The organism is Mariniflexile gromovii, assembly GCF_017814435.1.
GTDB classification, from domain to species: domain Bacteria; phylum Bacteroidota; class Bacteroidia; order Flavobacteriales; family Flavobacteriaceae; genus Mariniflexile; species Mariniflexile gromovii.
On the sequence record NZ_JAGJCB010000024.1, the window covers coordinates 1 to 13,865 of the forward strand.

14 protein-coding genes and 1 pseudogene are annotated in these 13,865 nt (G+C 35.3%); 12 read left to right on the top strand and 3 right to left on the bottom strand.

Translation table 11 applies throughout. The annotated features are described in order from the left end of the window. Positions 1 to 87 carry an IS3 family transposase gene (locus tag J8H85_RS19205; protein ID WP_394368987.1) on the top strand — a complete coding sequence of 29 codons (87 nt, stop codon included), beginning with the start codon at positions 1 to 3 and terminating at the stop codon, positions 85 to 87. 270 nt (positions 88 to 357) lie between these two features. On the opposite strand, the gene apaG is transcribed toward J8H85_RS19205, so the two are convergent. Together apaG and J8H85_RS16790 are read right to left on the bottom strand one after the other, a co-directional pair. Then, positions 358 to 744 carry a Co2+/Mg2+ efflux protein ApaG gene (gene apaG / locus J8H85_RS16785; RefSeq protein WP_209656550.1) on the bottom strand — a complete coding sequence of 129 codons (387 nt, stop codon included), beginning with the start codon at positions 742 to 744 and terminating at the stop codon, positions 358 to 360. Positions 745 to 829: 85 nt separating this feature from the next. Then, positions 830 to 2,083, bottom strand: coding sequence for a type IX secretion system plug protein (locus tag J8H85_RS16790; RefSeq protein ID WP_209656552.1), 1,254 nt, complete (start codon positions 2,081 to 2,083; stop codon positions 830 to 832). Between the two features lie 157 nt (positions 2,084 to 2,240). Here J8H85_RS16790 and J8H85_RS16795 point away from each other — a divergent pair, with 157 nt between their 5' ends. From J8H85_RS16795 to J8H85_RS16825, 7 genes are all read left to right on the top strand, one after another. Further along, complete coding sequence (locus J8H85_RS16795; protein WP_209656554.1) at positions 2,241 to 3,596, top strand: Na(+)-translocating NADH-quinone reductase subunit A; 1,356 nt, start codon at positions 2,241 to 2,243, stop codon at positions 3,594 to 3,596. Beyond that, entirely contained in the window at positions 3,596 to 4,822 is a 1,227-nt protein-coding gene (locus J8H85_RS16800) for an NADH:ubiquinone reductase (Na(+)-transporting) subunit B (RefSeq protein ID WP_209656556.1), read from the top strand. Before J8H85_RS16795 ends, J8H85_RS16800 begins: the two co-directional genes overlap by 1 nt. 1 nt (position 4,823) lies before the next feature. Next, complete coding sequence (locus J8H85_RS16805; protein ID WP_209656558.1) at positions 4,824 to 5,573, top strand: Na(+)-translocating NADH-quinone reductase subunit C; 750 nt, start codon at positions 4,824 to 4,826, stop codon at positions 5,571 to 5,573. A gap of 4 nt (positions 5,574 to 5,577) precedes the next feature. Further along, positions 5,578 to 6,222, top strand: coding sequence for an NADH:ubiquinone reductase (Na(+)-transporting) subunit D (locus tag J8H85_RS16810; protein WP_209656560.1), 645 nt, complete (start codon positions 5,578 to 5,580; stop codon positions 6,220 to 6,222). A gap of 74 nt (positions 6,223 to 6,296) precedes the next feature. Then, a complete protein-coding gene (nqrE, locus tag J8H85_RS16815; protein ID WP_209656562.1) occupies positions 6,297 to 7,013 on the top strand; it encodes an NADH:ubiquinone reductase (Na(+)-transporting) subunit E in 717 nt (238 codons plus the stop codon). A 1-nt stretch (position 7,014) separates the two neighbouring features. Continuing rightward, a complete protein-coding gene (nqrF, locus tag J8H85_RS16820; protein WP_209656639.1) occupies positions 7,015 to 8,322 on the top strand; it encodes an NADH:ubiquinone reductase (Na(+)-transporting) subunit F in 1,308 nt (435 codons plus the stop codon). A gap of 661 nt (positions 8,323 to 8,983) precedes the next feature. Beyond that, entirely contained in the window at positions 8,984 to 9,370 is a 387-nt protein-coding gene (locus tag J8H85_RS16825; protein WP_209656564.1) for a pyrophosphohydrolase domain-containing protein, read from the top strand. 107 nt (positions 9,371 to 9,477) lie between these two features. Here the strand turns inward: J8H85_RS16825 and J8H85_RS16830 are convergent, their stop codons facing one another. Next, positions 9,478 to 10,545, bottom strand: a complete 1,068-nt coding sequence (locus J8H85_RS16830; RefSeq protein ID WP_209656565.1) for a branched-chain amino acid aminotransferase — start codon at positions 10,543 to 10,545, stop codon at positions 9,478 to 9,480. Positions 10,546 to 10,639: 94 nt separating this feature from the next. Between J8H85_RS16830 and J8H85_RS16835 the strand changes: the two genes are divergently transcribed. The 4 genes and pseudogenes from J8H85_RS16835 to J8H85_RS18995 form a co-directional block, all read left to right on the top strand. Continuing rightward, positions 10,640 to 11,104, top strand: coding sequence for a DUF4920 domain-containing protein (locus tag J8H85_RS16835; protein WP_209656567.1), 465 nt, complete (start codon positions 10,640 to 10,642; stop codon positions 11,102 to 11,104). A 2-nt stretch (positions 11,105 to 11,106) separates the two neighbouring features. Further along, on the top strand, positions 11,107 to 11,835 hold the full coding sequence (gene mnmD / locus J8H85_RS16840; RefSeq protein WP_209656569.1) for a tRNA (5-methylaminomethyl-2-thiouridine)(34)-methyltransferase MnmD: 729 nt from the start codon (positions 11,107 to 11,109) through the stop codon (positions 11,833 to 11,835). 265 nt (positions 11,836 to 12,100) lie between these two features. Beyond that, positions 12,101 to 13,006 (top strand): TIGR01777 family oxidoreductase, encoded by a 906-nt coding sequence (locus J8H85_RS16845; RefSeq protein ID WP_209656571.1) that lies wholly within the window; start codon positions 12,101 to 12,103, stop codon positions 13,004 to 13,006. Between the two features lie 367 nt (positions 13,007 to 13,373). Next, positions 13,374 to 13,721 (top strand): annotated as a pseudogene (locus J8H85_RS18995) (transposase); the annotation flags it as partial. Positions 13,722 to 13,865: the final 144 nt, after the last annotated feature.

Here is a 13,865-nt window from a genome sequence, read left to right on the forward strand (position 1 = left end):
ATAAAGTATTATAATAATGAAAGAATTAAACTAAATTTAGAAGGTATGAGCCCGACTGAATATCGAGCTCATTATTATCAAAATTAATTATAAATTTGTCTAACCTTTTGGGTTCACTCTAAATGTGGTAGGAAATATACTAAATATTTGAATGTTCCAAACACGGATTTTAGCAAAAATCCGTGTTTCATGTTTGGAAAATTGCATTTCGTTAGAAGTGCGTTAGCGATAGTAGTGGATAGCTTTTGGCGAGTATGCGCAGCGAGCAAAAACTAGTAACGGATAGCGCGACCCTTGTGGTAGCGCCCAAAATATAATTAAAGGATGGCTTTGTTGTTTGCTCTTTACAATTAAATATTAATTGATGGCAAACGGTGCGCTTAATTTAAACGTAGGTATGGTAACATTAAAGTTTTTGGTGGTGGTAAAATTTACCATGCTGTAATACCCTTGCATGGCGCCAAATGGCGAGGTTAATAAACAGCCCGATGTGTAAGTGTGCGATTCGCCCGGTTTTAAAACGGGTTTTTTGCCTATAACACCTTCGCCAGAAACTATTTCAACATTATTTAAAGCGTCTAGAATTTCCCAGTGGCGTGCATTAAGTTGAACGGAGTCTTTACTTTGGTTTTCTATGGTTACGGTATAACCAAAGGCGTACTGTATTTTATAGTTTTTATAAAATGAGCCTTCGTAGGTGGTTTCTACCGAAATTTTTATGCCTCTTGTAACTTGTTGAACCATGTTGAGTATGGATGTTCCCTGTATTTATGTTGCTAAAATACTAAATTTAAACGGGATTGATTAAAATATTAGTTAAACGGTAAGTTTAATTGGAAATATTAACCGAACTGCCTTCGCCTATGCCTATAATTTTGTCGTAGCGGGCACCCAAATCTCTATAATAAACAATTACCTTATAATTATTTTCGGTTTGGTAGAAGTTGCCACTTATGGCACCTTCATCCAGACTTCCGTTTTTGTTTTTTACAACAAATTTGTAGTTGTAAAACCCTTGTTTTAATAGGATGGCGTTTCTAAAAACATCATTACGCTCATCGTACATTAATTTTGTGCTATCGTCAATAACATAATTATTAAAATTTCCGTACACATGTATGTTTTTGTTTTTAAGCCATTCGGTTGGTGCTAACGAAAAATGGACCCAAACATAATCGGCTTCAATACTTGGGTTGTCGGCATCTAAAATGGTTATTACATAATTTCCGTTTATATCGGGGTTGTAAGTATATGGTTTGCTGGCACGTTCTACATTTGTGAACAAATAGTTGTGATACAGATCTTGTAAATCGATGGCACGAATGCCAGTGTTGGCAGCACGTACATCTTTGTTTTCAAAAAACAAATATTCATTACCGCCCCAAAAACTGGTTTCGCTGTCGTATTTGTAAATTAACTGATTGCCTAAAGTGTATTGTGGCTTTAAATTATAAATGGCAGTGTTTAAATTGTTGTTTTGAACGATTACCGTTTTTACCGTTTGTGTTGGGTTGTTAAGTTGCCCGCTGTTTGGGGTAATGAGAATTTCAACACGCTGTTTTTTTTCGATAAATTGAATGTCGCGTGCTCGTTTTATGCTAACGCCAACGGCAGCTTGGTCTTCGTAAATCATGAATTTTCTGGAAAATACAAGTTCATCATTATTGTTGAAGACCCTTAATAAATAGTTGCCCGATACTTTTAAGCGTTTGGTTTGCTCGTTTGGGATGGTGAGTTGGTAATGTGAATATATTTGATAGGTGTTGAATGAGTTTTCATAATTTCGGATGCGTTGGTTATCAAAACCATCCATAAATTCAGATTTCATTAAAATTGATGGCGTCCAGTCGTAATTATAATGGTCTATTTTGTAGTAGTAATCATCCTCGTTTCCGTTAAGGGCATCAAATTCTAAAACTACATATTCGCCCAATTTTAAAATGGGTAGTTGGGTTTCGGGCGTATTGCCTTTAAAATTGATGGTTTTAATATAGTTTGGCGGGTTCACTTCTTTCACTTGGGCAAATAAGGTTGTAGAAACCAACAGTAAAAGAAGAAAATATTTATATTTCAATAAAGGCATTTTTAAAAGCAGTTTTTTTGTAAATATAAACAAATTTTATGCCTAACTCCTATATTCTATTTGGCTCAAAAAAAATCTAAGTATTTATTATGTAAACTGCATATTTAATTTGTATTTTTGCACCGATTTTTAGACAAATAATTTCAATATATATAATATGTCAAACGACATTCGCATTAAAAAAGGTCTAGACATTAAACTTAAAGGTGAAGCTGAAAAAACCTTGGAAAAGGCGATTTTAAGCAACTTTTATACTTTAAGGCCTGAAGATTTCCATGGCGTTATCCCTAAATTAATTTCTAAAGTTGGAACTAAAGTGAAAGCGGGTGAACCTGTTTTTTTCGATAAATCCAACGAAAACATCAAGTTTGTTTCTCCAGTTTCTGGTGAAATTATAGAAATTGCCCGTGGTGAAAAACGCAGAATTTTATCAATTAAATTTCAAGCAGATAAAGAGCAAACATACCAAGATTATGGTGTGTTTAATGTAGATGCCGCCAAACCAAATGAGGTGAAAGCGCATTTATTAGCTTCTGGTTGTTGGCCTTTTATAAAGCAACGACCGTACGATGTGATTGCAAGCCCTGATAGAGCGCCAAAAGCTATTTTTATTTCAGGTTATGCCAGTGCTCCTTTAGCAGCCGATTTGGATTTTACACTAAAAGGAAAAGAAGCAGCATTGCAAGCAGCAGTTACGGCACTAGGTAAACTTACCGAAGGTAAGGTGCATGTATCGGTTGGAGCTAAGTCTACATCGCCATTAGCAGGTTTGTCTGGTATTACGCTTCATAAAGTGTCGGGTCCGCATCCGTCTGGAAATGTGGGAACTTTGATTAATAAAGTAGATCCCGTAAATAAAGGCGAAGTAGTTTGGACGGTTGCAGCACAAGATTTAGTTATTATTGGTGAATTGCTTTTAACAGGTAAGTTTAATGCTGAGCGTATCGTGGCTTTGGCTGGTTCTTCAGTAGAAAAACCAAGATATTTTACTACTAAAATTGGTAGTGAAGTGGCTACCATGATTTATGATAAAGGCATTACCCAAAGAGCACGTGTGCGTGTTATTTCCGGGAATGTATTAAGCGGTAAACATATTAAACCAGATGGTTATTTAGATTATTACAGCAATGTGATTACGGTAATTCCTGAAGGTGACGATTACGAACTTTTCGGTTGGAATAAACCTGTATTTAATAAAGTTTCAACATCAAGAGCATTTACATTTTCTTGGTTAAACCCAAATAAAAAATACGATTTAAATACCAATACCAATGGTGAGCATCGTGCTTTTGTGGTTACAGGTGGTTATGAAGAAGTTTTCCCATTAGATATATATCCGATGCAAATTCTAAAAGCTTGTATGTATAAAGATCTAGACGAAATGGAAGCTTTAGGTATGTATGAAGTTGCACCTGAAGATTTTGCTTTAACCGAATTTGTATGTGTATCTAAACAACCACATCAAGAGATTATTAGAAAAGGATTAGATGTAATGCTTAAAGAGATAGGGTAATGAATTTAAAGACACGATTACATATTTTAAAAAGAAAGTATAGAGGGTCTAAATGGGCTCCAGCGTTCAATGCGCTTCACACTTTTTTATACTTACCAGATGAGACCACGCATAATGGAACTCATATTAAAGTTGCCGATGATTTAAAACGTACCATGAACACCGTAATAATGGCTATGGTACCATGTTTAATCTTCGGAATGTTCAATGCTGGTTACCAACACAACTTAGCTGTTGGAGATATTCAAGCAGTAGCAGGAAGTTTTTTTAGTTCGGAATTTTGGACCTTAGATAACTTCTTAATTGGCTTCTGGAAAATAATTCCATTGGTTATTGTTTCTTATGGTGTTGGTTTAGGAATTGAATTCTTATTCGCCATCATTAAAAAACACGAAGTAGAAGAAGGATACCTTGTAACAGGTATGTTAGTGCCACTTATTGTTCCTGTTGATATTCCACTTTGGATGTTGGCTGTAGCCGTTGCATTTGGTGTGGTAATAGGAAAAGAAGTATTTGGTGGTACAGGTATGAATATCTTAAATCCGGCATTAACTATTAGAGCCTTTTTATTCTTCGCATATCCAACTTGGATGTCTGGAGATAAAGTTTGGGTTGAAGGTGCGGTTGAAAGAACCAATGAAATTGCAGCAGGAGCTAACTTAGATGCTATTTCTGGTGAAACCATTTTAGGTAGTTTGGCTCAAGGAAAAGAAGTTGCTTTTTCAACTTGGGATATGTTTATGGGCTTTATACCTGGTTCCGTAGGTGAAACTTCCACTTTATTAATCCTTTTAGGTGGGTTATTTTTAATATTCGCTAAAATAGGAAGCTGGAGAATCATGTTGTCATCAGTATTAGGTGCTTCGGTAATGGGTTTAATATTCAATCAAATTGTTGATGCAGGTGTTATTACTGAAACTAGTAAATTTTATTCATTAATGAGTACCCCTTTTTGGGAGCACTTAATTATTGGTGGATTTGCTTTTGGTACCGTGTTTATGGCTACCGATCCTGTTACAGCATCACAAACCAACAAAGGAAAATGGTACTACGGATTTTTAATAGGATTCATTTCTATTTTAATTCGTGTATTCAACCCTGCATATCCAGAAGGTGTTATGTTGGCTATTCTTTTAATGAATGTGTTTGCTCCAACTATAGATTACTATGTAATTCAAGGCAACGTGAAGAAAAGATTGAAACGTTTAAAAGTAAAAACGGCTTAAGATGGAAAGTAGAACAGATAAAAATTCATATACCATAATATTTGCGATAGCAATGGTACTTATTGTAGGGGCTTTATTAGCATTTACAGCATCTTCATTGAAACCGCAAATTTCTGAAAACCAACGTATAGAAAAGCAACAAAACATTCTATACGCCATGGGTGTAAATAATAATGATGAAAGTAGTGCGTCTTTCGTATCTACCCAAGAAGCTGCCGCTTTGTTTTCAAAACACATTAAAAAACAATTGGTTATTGATGGAGGCGATGTAAAGGAAGATAGCGAAGCTTATTTAATTGATGTTAAAAAAGAGCAAGCGAAAGCTAAAACCGGAGGCGTAAGAAGGTTGCCTTTGTTTGTTGGTGAAAAAGACGGTAAAACGTTTTATGTTGCACCAATATATGGTAAAGGACTTTGGGATGCTATTTGGGGCTATGTGTCTTTAGATGAAAACATGGTAATTCAAGGTGCTTATTTTGACCATAAAGGGGAAACTCCTGGTTTAGGTGCCAATATTAAAGAGCGTTTCTTTATGGACGATTTTATTGGTGAACACCTATTAACAGATGCTGGCGATTTTGCAGGTGTTACCGTAGCAAAAGGAAATGCCGATCCAAAAAACGATATTAAAACAGATAATGAGGTGGATGCTATTGCTGGAGCTACTATTACGGGCGACGGTGTAACAGCTATGATTAAAAGCGATTTAAAGCTTTACAAACCTTATTTTGATAATTTAAAAAACAATTAATCTTATGGGACTTTTATCAAAAAAAGACACGAAGTTAATTACTGATCCGTTAGCGGATAACAACCCAATTACCATTCAGGTATTAGGTATTTGTTCAGCTTTGGCTATTACAGCGCAATTAAAAGCATCTATTGTAATGGCAGTGTCGGTAATGGCGGTTCTAGGAATAGGAAACGTGGTTATTTCATTAATGAGAAACATCATCCCATCTAAAATTAGGATTATTGTTCAATTGGTTGTGGTTGCTGCTTTAGTAATTATAGTAGACCAAGTATTAAAAGCGTACTCTTACGAGTTAAGTAAAACCTTATCGGTTTTTGTAGGTTTGATTATTACCAACTGTATCATCATGGGGCGTTTTGAAGCGTTCGCTTTAGCAAACGGTCCTTGGCGTTCGTTTTTAGATGGTATTGGTAATGCTGCTGGTTACGGATTGATTCTTGTAATTGTTGGTTTCTTTAGAGAATTGTTAGGTTCTGGTACTTTGTTAGGATTTAAGGTTTTAGGAGATCCTATCGAAAAAACAGGATTATACGCTATTGGTTACGAAAATAATGGTTTCATGTTATTGTCTCCTATGGCATTAATAGTAGTTGGAATCATCATTTGGGTACAACGTTCAAGAAATAAAGCATTAATAGAAGATTAATCAGTATACAGTTTGCAGTTGCAGTAAACAGTAGTCACTGTAAACTGAGACTGAGACTGAAAACTTAAAAGAATATGGAACATTTAGAATTATTTTTAAAATCAATATTTATAGATAACATGGTGTTTGCCACGTTCCTAGGAATGTGTTCTTACCTTGCTGTATCAAAAAAAGTAAGTACAGCAGTTGGTTTGGGAGCTGCCGTTATTTTTGTATTGGCTATTACAGTCCCTTTAAACTGGTTATTGGATCAGTATTTATTACAACCAGGTGCATTAGCTTGGTTAGGTGCTGAGTATGCCGATTACGATTTAAGTTTCCTATCATTCATCATGTTTATTGCTACCATTGCAACTATGGTACAATTGGTAGAGATTGTTGTAGAGAAATTTTCACCATCATTATACAATTCACTAGGTATCTTTTTACCACTTATCGCGGTAAACTGTGCTATCCTTGGTGGATCGTTATTTATGCAATCGCGTGAAATTCCAACATTAGGTTTAGCCACCACATACGGTGTTGGTTCTGGTATTGGATGGTTTTTAGCTATTCTTGCTATTGCCGCCATTCGTGAGAAAATTAGATATTCAAATGTACCACCTGCCTTAAGAGGGTTGGGTATTACATTTATCATTACGGGCTTAATGGCTATTGGATTTATGAGTTTTGGAGGTATGTTAACTGGTGGTGATGAAGGTGCAAAACAAGAAGAAAAAACAGCCAAAGTTGATTCGGAAGTAGAAAAAGGAGATAAAGTGTTAGCTAATAATATAAAAGACAATGAGTAATATAATTTTAGCCGCAGGTACATTAGGAACAATCATAGCTACAGTAACAGCTTTTTTAATTATTACTATTTTATTGGTAACATTATTATTAGTTGTAAAACAAAAATTATCACCATCAGGACCGGTAAAAATCACGATCAATGGTGAAAAGGAAATTGAAGTAGCTTCAGGAGGTAGTTTACTATCTACTTTAGGAAATCAAAAAATATTCTTGCCATCAGCTTGTGGTGGTGGAGGAACTTGTATTCAATGTGAATGTCATGTATTATCTGGTGGAGGTGAAGCACTTCCAACTGAAACTCCTCATTTTACTCGAAAAGAGTTACAGCATGGAGCACGTTTAGCTTGTCAAGTTAAAGTGAAACAAGACATGAACATTACCATTCCAGAAGAAGTTTTTGGTATTAAAAAATGGGAAGCAACGGTTGTTCGTAATTATAACGTAGCATCGTTTATTAAGGAATTTGTAGTTGAAATTCCTGAAGATATGGGTTACAAAGCAGGTGGATATATTCAAATTGAAATTCCTCCTTGTGAAATAAAATATTCAGATATGGATATTACGGCGCATCCTGAAGAACATGAAACACCAGATAAATTTCAAGCAGAATGGGATAAGTTTGGTTTGTGGAGTTTAACAATGAAAAACGCCGAAACTGTTGAGCGTGCCTATTCTATGGCTTCTTACCCAGCTGAAGGACGTGAAATTATGTTGAACGTTCGTATTGCAACGCCACCTTGGGATAGAAATAAAAATGGTTGGATGGATGTAAACCCTGGTGTAGCTTCATCATATATTTTCAACCAGAAAAAAGGAGATAAAGTAACTATTTCAGGACCTTACGGTGAGTTCTTTATCAACGAATCAGATTCTGAAATGCTTTATGTTGGTGGTGGAGCAGGTATGGCGCCAATGCGTTCGCACTTATACCACTTGTTCAAAACCTTAAAAACCGGTAGAAAAGTAACCTATTGGTACGGTGGACGTTCTAAACGTGAGTTATTCTATTTAGATCACTTTAAACAATTAGAGGATAGTTTCCCTAACTTTAAATTCTATTTAGCTTTATCGGAGCCTTTACCAGAAGATAACTGGAAAGTAAAAGCAGATATCGATTCGCCAGGTGATGGGTTTGTAGGATTCATTCATAACTGTGTTATTGATAATTATTTAAGCAAACACGAATCGCCAGAGGATATAGAACTATATTTCTGTGGACCTCCATTAATGAACAAAGCTGTTCAAAAAATGGGTGAAGATTTTGGTATTCCAGATGAACACATCCGATTTGATGACTTTGGAGGATAATTTTCCAATAAAATAAAAGCAGAATCTTAAATTAAGGTTCTGTTTTTTTATTGACACTAAATACCAAAAGAATAAGGTTTACAACTATAAGAGCACTGATAATGAGAATTATATTCATGATTTTAGTTATGTTAGTTACTTAATAGATGCACAACTTTAAAAAAGGTTGCGTCAAATATTCAAACTAATTATAAAACAGCTAAAAAAAGTTTTTTCCCAGTGAGAAAAGTACACTTTTTTATCATTCACCAATTGTTTATAATTAGTAATAATTCAATTTGATGTCAGGTCGAGCGCAGTCGAGACCTCATTATCACTCGGGTTATTTGGTATACTTTTGATTGTAATTAAAGTAACATCAGATAATGAGGAATAACAAATAATTGATTACTTAAATATAAACTTAATAGCGGCAATCAACAATATAAAACTTACAAAAGCGATGAGTACCCATATGCTGCCAGAGTAAAAGCGTTTGTGCAGTTTAAAATCTTTTCGGTAAGTATAACCAATAACGATGGTGAACACAATAAAAAATAAAACTCCGAAAATGATTTGACCTTTACTAAACATATGATTAATTTTATGCAAAAATAACAATAATGATGAGATTCCTTCTCGATAGTTTTCGAGATTCACCGGAATGAGAAAATAAGTATTTATGAAAAACAAAATAGAAGCTGTAAAGGCATTTCATACGGCATTTAAAATTGGACATAGCGAAACTCCAAAGGCCCATTTAGGTATTGAAAAAAACACGCTGCGTTTTAATTTAATGAAAGAGGAAAATGAAGAATATTTAGAAGCAGCCAATAACAACGATTTGGTTGAAGTAGCCGATGCCCTTGGCGATATGCTTTACATTTTATGCGGAACCATTATAGAACACGGTATGCAGTACAAAATTGAAGAAGTGTTTGATGAAATACAGCGTAGCAATATGAGTAAATTAGGTGAAGATGGTTTGCCTATTTACAGAGAAGACGGTAAGGTGCTAAAAGGACCTAATTATTTTAAACCAAATATTGCATCTATTTTAGACAAATAAAATAGTGGTTATCGTCATTTTGAACTTGTTTCAGAATCACATAATTATAAAGACAAAAAAAAGAGAAGCCAATTAGCTTCTCTTTTTTTAATATATCATTAAATGTTTTAATCTAATTTATAACGCCATCCAAACGGGTCTTCAGTTTTATTAGTTTGAATATCGGTAATACGCTTTTTTAAATAGCTTGCGTAAGTATCTTCTAATTCGGGTAAATCATAATCGTTGTCTTTGTATCCAAATCCTGAAATTGGCGAAATAACCGCCGCAGTACCTGCACCAAACATTTCTTTTAAAGCCCCGTTTTTAGCTGCTTCAACAACTTCATGTACCGATAATTTTCTTACTTCAACATTAATACCTTCGGCTTTAGCCAATTCAATAATGCTTTTTCTGGTAATACCATCCAAAATTCTATCACTCGTTGGTCCTGTAATAAGTGTATCGTTTATACGTACAAAAATATTCATAGCACCAGCTTCTTCAATATATTCATGAGTGGTATCATCAGTCCAAATAACTTGTTGGTATCCTTTTGCAACTGCTAATTGTGTTGGGTAAAATTGACCTGCGTAGTTACCACCAGCTTTAGCAAAACCTACACCACCATTGGCAGAACGCGAATAGGTTTGTTCAATTAGCACCTTTACTTTACCTGAAAAATAAGCACCTGATGGAGCTGTACAAATTAAAAATTTATACTCGTTGGCAGGTGATGCATGAAAACCGTTTCCAGATGCAAAAATGAAAGGACGGATGTATAAAGAGCTGCCTTCGTTTTTAGGAATCCAATCTTTATCAACTTCCAATAAAGCTTTTAAGCCTTCCATAAAATGGCTTTCCGGCAATTCAGGAATAGCTAAACGTTTAGAAGAAATATTCAAACGTTTGAAATTTTCTAACGGACGGAATAACCAGACATCTTCATTGGCGTCTTTATATGCTTTCATACCTTCAAAAACCGATTGTCCGTAATGGAAAATCTTAGCAGAAGGGTCTAAAGTAAGGGCTTGGTAAGGAACCACTTTAGGCGCTTCCCACTTCCCATCTTTAAAATTACATTCAAGCATATGGTCTGAAAATACACTTCCAAAAGCCAAATTATCAAAATCTACCTCGTTTATTTTTGTAGCTTTTGATTTTATAATCTCGATGTCGTTGATTATAGAGTTCATAAATCTTGTTATTTTAAGTTACAAATTTAAGTAAAAACGTTTTTAAAAAAGCGGTATATTTACAACAAATCATCCAAAAATTAAATTTTATTGTATGAAACATCTATTATTCGCAACTTTTTGTCTGTTCTTGCTAAATTCTTGTAAAGATAAAGATACATACAATTCCTTTGGAGAAAAAATATCTGCCGATGAAGCTAAAGAAGCGTCTTACATGACAACACAATATAAGCGCATGCAGGTTGGGGATAGCGTGAATTCTAAAATAAAAGCTAAAGTGATGGATGTGTGTCAAGCAAAAGGCTGTTGGATGACTTTAAATTTGGAAGATGGACGTGAAGTGATGGTGAAATTTAAAGATTATGGGTTTTTTGTACCGAAAGACATTGCAGGAAAAGAAGTGATTGTAAACGGAAAAGCTTTTGTAAACGAGGTTTCGGTAGGTGAACAACGCCATTATGCTGAAGATGCCGGAAAAACTTCTGAAGAAATTGCAAGCATTACCCAACCGAAACGAACCTATTCTTTTGAAGCCGATGGCGTTTTAATAAAACAATAAATTTGGAAAGAGAAGTAGTTATTACCGGAGATGGATCATCAACCATTCACTTACCGCAATGGGATGAGCAATACCACTCCAAGCACGGCGCCATACAAGAAGCGTATCACGTATTTATAAAACATGGCTTGCATTTTTTTTGTTCTGATAACGAGGTTTCTATTGATGTAACTTCGAGCACAGTCGAGAAGTCTCAGAAAGTAAGGAATGAGCAAATTTCAATCCTAGAAATAGGCTTCGGCACAGGATTAAACGCCTTTATAACTTTACTAGAAGCCGAAAAATTAGGTGTTAAAATTGATTATGTTGGTGTTGAAGGCTATCCCGTAGGAATGAATGAAATTGAGCAACTCAACTATCCCAATCAATTGGAGGCAAACGGAAAAGAACCTCTTTTTAAAATCATGCACGAGGTTTCTTGGGAAACCCCACATGCTATTTCCAATAACTTTTCACTTGCTAAACAAAACCGTTTTTTTTCAGAAATTGAAGAAACCAATAGCTATAACCTCATTTATTTTGATGCTTTTGGCGCCCGTGTTCAACCCGAATTATGGACGGAAACCATCTTCAAAAAAATGTATGAAGCCTTAAAAGAAAATGGTGTATTAGTAACTTACGCCGCCAAAGGCAGTGTACGTCGCGCTATGCAAGCCGTAGGTTTTAAAGTAGAAAAACTCCCTGGGCCACCGGGTAAACGTGAAATGTTGCGGGCTTCTAGAGAAGCGTAACATTCAACGAAGTTAAATGCTCAGAGCCACGAAATAGTTTTCAGTCTCGGTGAACAGTCTCAGTTTTTACTCAAAATATTTGCTTTGCGCCTCTGCGTCTTTGCGAGATTTTTAGTTTTACATTATCAATTATCAATTATCAATTATCAATTATCGACTAACACCTAGCACCCAATACCCAACACCCAATACCTATTCTGTTAAACCTAATACAAAACCTTAGCAAATGCCTTTTTCGTTTCGTAACTTTAAATAAAAAAGAAAAATGCGAGTTTTAATTACAGGAGCAACGGGACTTATAGGGCAAGAGATTGTAAAACTTTGTCATAAAAAAGATATTGCGGTAAATTACTTAACCACGAGTAAATCTAAAATAAACCAATCCGATAAAACACAGGGCTTTTATTGGAACCCCAAACAACAGGAAATTGATATCAATTGTTTTAAAGGTGTTGATGCTATTATTCATTTAGCGGGCGCTACGGTGTCAAAACGGTGGACTTCCTCATACAAAAAAGAGATTATTTCAAGCCGAAAAGAAACCACACAGCTATTGGTTGCCAGTTTAAAAACCATTGGGCATACGGTAAAACAAGTTATTTCAGCAAGTGCCATTGGTATTTATCCAGATTCGTTGATTAATTATTATGATGAAACCTTTAAAGATTTTGACGATTCGTTTTTAAGTAGCGTTGTGCAAATTTGGGAGCAGGAAGTAGATGCTTTTTCCGAATTAAATATTACGGTATCTAAAATTAGAATAGGCTTGGTGCTTTCCCATAAAGGTGGTGCGCTTACCGAAATGCTTAAACCCATAAAATTAGGCATGGGTGCTGCTTTTGGCGATGGAAAACAATGGCAATCGTGGATACATATCTCCGACTTGGCACAACTATTTTTATACGTATTAAAGTATCAACTACCTGGAGTGTATAATGGTGTAGCGCCCAACCCGGTAACCAACCAAGAATTAACAAAAACCATAGCGAGTACATTAAATAAACCTTTGTTTTTACCCAACATTCCAAGGGTTTTTATGAAATTGGTTTTAGGCGACATGCACACCTTGCTGTTTGATAGCCAACGCGTCAGCAATAAAAAAATAGAAGATAAAGGCTTTTATTTTGAATACCACCACTTACAGCCTGCTTTGGAGGTTTTGTTGTGTTGATTTGAAGATCTCGTTTAACGGTCTCGGCTCGTATGTTTACGACATGGTTGTTAATTGAATTTAAAAATAGTAAATTTCTGATTAATAATACAAGTAAAAATAGAAGGGATAGAGAGGTCTCGGCTAGATACACAGCTTTATTGTGATATCGTTTCATAGAAATCCCACCCTTCTATCATTCTCTTGGAATCTGGACAGTACCTAGGTCCTATGGCAAGAGACCGAATAAAGTGCGAGCAAAGATGCATAAGGAAATTAACCATGTTAAAAATAAATAGATATGGATACAAAACTAAAGCAATGTTTAGGGATAGATGTTTCTTAAAGGAATGTATCTATTAGTTTAGGACTGTTAAATTCCAATCTAGAAAAGGAATTTACCGTAACCTATTACCGCGCCGAGTATGAGCGAAATATTGCCAGAGTAAATAGCCCACAGGGACGCTACATGAAAGGCAAGCGGCAAAGTACGGTAGAGCCTGTATTTGGCACCCTAACCCAGTTTATGGATCTAAGCAAGGTTAATACCTTCGGTATCAAGCAGGCCAATAAATGTATGCAGATCTCTGCCATAGCCTACAATCTTAAAAAGTACCTGAAATTTACAGAAAGAAGCAGCAAAAGTGGTGCAGAAAGCCTAGGCGCCCATATACAGACCATTAAAGGAATGCTATCGCTAATTTTAGCACCATACAATCCCTCTAATTTTGTTTAAAAGGTACTTAATCCAAAAAATAAACGCCCTTAAAGGGCGTGTTTTTAACTTGTTTTTTTCAAATTAGGGACTTGTGCAACGGCTACTCGTGCTGTAGTGCGTTTTTTTATTTTATTCCAATCTATTTTTCAAGTTTCGATTTAT

Bases quoted from the DNA above. Each gene is read 5' to 3' on its own strand.
- J8H85_RS16825 (WP_209656564.1), top strand. From the start codon at position 8,984: ATGAAAAACAAAATAGAAGCTGTAAAGGCATTTCATACGGCATTTAAA.
- J8H85_RS16830 (WP_209656565.1), bottom strand. From the start codon at position 10,545: ATGAACTCTATAATCAACGACATCGAGATTATAAAATCAAAAGCTACA.
- J8H85_RS16845 (WP_209656571.1), top strand. From the start codon at position 12,101: ATGCGAGTTTTAATTACAGGAGCAACGGGACTTATAGGGCAAGAGATT.
- J8H85_RS16800 (WP_209656556.1), top strand. From the start codon at position 3,596: ATGAATTTAAAGACACGATTACATATTTTAAAAAGAAAGTATAGAGGG.
- J8H85_RS16790 (WP_209656552.1), bottom strand. From the start codon at position 2,083: ATGCCTTTATTGAAATATAAATATTTTCTTCTTTTACTGTTGGTTTCT.
- nqrE (WP_209656562.1), top strand. From the start codon at position 6,297: ATGGAACATTTAGAATTATTTTTAAAATCAATATTTATAGATAACATG.
- J8H85_RS16835 (WP_209656567.1), top strand. From the start codon at position 10,640: ATGAAACATCTATTATTCGCAACTTTTTGTCTGTTCTTGCTAAATTCT.
- J8H85_RS16795 (WP_209656554.1), top strand. From the start codon at position 2,241: ATGTCAAACGACATTCGCATTAAAAAAGGTCTAGACATTAAACTTAAA.
- apaG (WP_209656550.1), bottom strand. From the start codon at position 744: ATGGTTCAACAAGTTACAAGAGGCATAAAAATTTCGGTAGAAACCACC.
- J8H85_RS16810 (WP_209656560.1), top strand. From the start codon at position 5,578: ATGGGACTTTTATCAAAAAAAGACACGAAGTTAATTACTGATCCGTTA.
- J8H85_RS16805 (WP_209656558.1), top strand. From the start codon at position 4,824: ATGGAAAGTAGAACAGATAAAAATTCATATACCATAATATTTGCGATA.